Genomic DNA, 2,494 nt, shown 5'->3' with positions numbered 1-2,494 from the left:
CGGCTACAAGGTGACTGGCTTGCCGCGAGACACCTGGGAGGTCGCCGAGCGGCAGAAGCGCAGCCAGCTCAAGTACCTGGGTCGTCCGAACGACTGGTACACCGAGCGATTGGTGCTGCGACGATCCGACGAGGGCGTGCGGATCACCGTCGCCGTGGAGGACTTGGAAGACTTCCGAATCATCAGCGCCGCGAACTACAAGAGCGTGATCATCGAGGCGCTCGAGTTCTGGAACGAACTGGGAGCCAATCTGCCCACCGAGCCTGATCTCAGCGAAGACGTGCAGAACCGCAGCGGCACGAGCGGCGTCATCTTCGGATTCAAGGACTGGTGGTACGTCGGCATGTACATCAAAGGACGTCGGGCGTACCGCATCCAGTTGACCCCGGACATCGAGGACGACGACGACTGGATGCCATTGCGCGCTACGCCGGAGCACCTCGAAGCCCTGAGAGCCCTGATGCTGAGCCTGCAGTTCATCTAGCAGGAGCGCTAGCGGTTCAACACGCGCAGCGACCGATCTGCGAGCGGCAGACGAACCGTCGCCCCTCCGCGGCGGTGCGAGTGGTGGAAGCCGTGAGCGATCTCAAGCGCTGTCCGACCGTCGGACCCGCTCGATTTGGGCGTGCCGCCGTTCTGCAGGCAGTGAACCAGGTCGGTCACCGCGCGTACGGTGGTACTGGTCGGCGGTGGGAGCTCCAGATCGACGCTGCGAGGGCTGTTCCACCTTCCGTGGGGCGTGACCAGCTCGAGCCTGCTGCTGTTGCCCATGCAGCGCAACACGCCGCGACTACCGATGAAGTCGAAGTCCCAGCCCAAAGCCTTGCCGCCAGTGGCTCCGATCAGCGCGCGGACACCATTGGCAAACCCCACGACACCGTTGCCTCCGACATCGTGCTTGCCGTAGTCGGTCGAATCGTAGTCTGGCGTCGGATGAAGCCTGCCCGTCACCGTCGTCGGAGCGGAGCCGACCATCTGACAGATGAGGTCGAATCCGTGGGTTCCCGTGTGCACGAGGGAGCCGCCCCAGTACGCGGCAACGACACTCAGCGACCCGATCTCTCCCGCCCGGATGATCCCCTCGACGCGGTCGTAGTAAGCGGCGTATCGACGCGAATGACCGATGAGCAGCACCGTGCCGGACTTGGCGCAGGCGTCCAGCATCGCATCGCATTCGGCGAGACTGGCAGCCATCGCCTTCTCGCAGTAGATGCCACGGACTCCTACCGCCGTCGCCGCGATGACGCACTCAGCGTGCAGCGGCGCGTGCGTCGTCACGCTGACGATGTCGAGGCGCTCCTTTGACAGCATCTCGCGGTAATCGGTGTAGAGCGCCGTTACGCCGTACCGGGAACCGAAGGTTTCGAGCCGCTCGCGTCCTCGACTGGCGGCGGCGACTAGCTGGACGCCGCCGACCTCGGCATAGGCAGCCGCGTGGCAATACGGCGTACGAATGAGCGGGTGGTCTTTCACCTCGTCGTCGATGAATCCTGCGGCTCTCCCGGTTCCGATGACTCCTGCACGCAGCTCCGACATGCCGTTCCTCCGTTCCATCGCGCGTCTGCACGGTTCGCGGCATTGTCTGACCGCTTCGCTTCACTCGCAAGCCCTCGCTAGACGACCTCCGCCGCGAGCCGCTATCATTGCCCGACACGAATCGAGGGTCGAGATGAGGCAAGCGGACAAGCAGACCGAAGGCGAAAAGACGATCGTCGTGAACCGCAAGGCGCGGCACGACTACCACCTGTCCGATCGGGTCGAGGCGGGGATCGCGCTCGTCGGGACCGAGGTGAAGTCCCTGCGCCAGGGCAAAGTCACCGTCACGGACAGCTACGTGCAGATCCAAGCCGGAGAGGCGTTTATCCACGACCTGCACATCAACCCGTACGACCATGGCACGCACGGGAACCACGATCCTCTGCGCAAGCGCCGGCTGCTCCTGCACCGCCAAGAGATCCGCCGTCTCGAGCGGCAGGTGAACCAGAAGGGCTTCACGTTGATCCCGACGCGCCTCTACCTGAAGAACGGTTATGTGAAGGTCGAGGTGGCTCTGGCGAGAGGCAAGGCGCAGTACGACAAGCGTCAAGCCATCGAGGAGCGCGACGCCAAGCGCGCGCTGGCAGCGGTTCGACGGCGATCAGACGACATGTGACGGTGAGACTGGAGGCTCATGGGAACCTCGGACACCGTATCTGACTGGTCCACCTCGGATCGACGGTTGGGGGCAGGCTGGCATGCCATACGATGAGAACCTGGCGGAGCGGATCCGTCGAGTCGTCGCGGGTCGCCACGGCGTGACCGAGAAGCGGATGTTCGGCGGACTAGCGTTCCTACTTGACGGCAAGATGTTCTGCGGGATCGCAAATAGTGATCTCATGGTGCGCGTGGGCCCGGAGCGCTACGAGGCCGCGCTGTCTTTGCCGCACGTCCGCCCCATGGACTTCACAGGGAGACCGATGACCGGTTACGTCTACGTCGGACCTGAAGGGTCCGG

4 protein-coding genes are annotated in these 2,494 nt (G+C 64.1%); 3 read left to right on the top strand and 1 reads right to left on the bottom strand.

Going from position 1 to position 2,494, the window contains the following annotated elements:
- The first annotated feature begins 19 nt into the window (after positions 1–19).
- Positions 20–484 (top strand): hypothetical protein, encoded by a 465-nt coding sequence (locus FJZ36_18975; protein MBM3216983.1) that lies wholly within the window; start codon positions 20–22, stop codon positions 482–484.
- 8 nt (positions 485–492) lie between these two features.
- Here FJZ36_18975 and FJZ36_18970 read toward each other — a convergent pair whose 3' ends face one another.
- Positions 493–1,554 carry a Gfo/Idh/MocA family oxidoreductase gene (locus FJZ36_18970; GenBank protein MBM3216982.1) on the bottom strand — a complete coding sequence of 354 codons (1,062 nt, stop codon included), beginning with the start codon at positions 1,552–1,554 and terminating at the stop codon, positions 493–495.
- 115 nt (positions 1,555–1,669) lie between these two features.
- Here FJZ36_18970 and smpB point away from each other — a divergent pair, with 115 nt between their 5' ends.
- Positions 1,670–2,152 (top strand): SsrA-binding protein SmpB, encoded by a 483-nt coding sequence (gene smpB, locus FJZ36_18965; GenBank protein MBM3216981.1) that lies wholly within the window; start codon positions 1,670–1,672, stop codon positions 2,150–2,152.
- A gap of 82 nt (positions 2,153–2,234) precedes the next feature.
- Positions 2,235–2,494: TfoX/Sxy family protein (locus tag FJZ36_18960; protein MBM3216980.1), on the top strand; the 260-nt coding region annotated here is incomplete at its 3' end.

Source organism: Candidatus Poribacteria bacterium, assembly GCA_016866785.1.
Lineage (GTDB): Bacteria > Poribacteria > WGA-4E.
The sequence above is the reverse complement of the archived record's forward strand: the minus strand, read 5'-3'. Positions and strand labels throughout refer to the sequence as shown.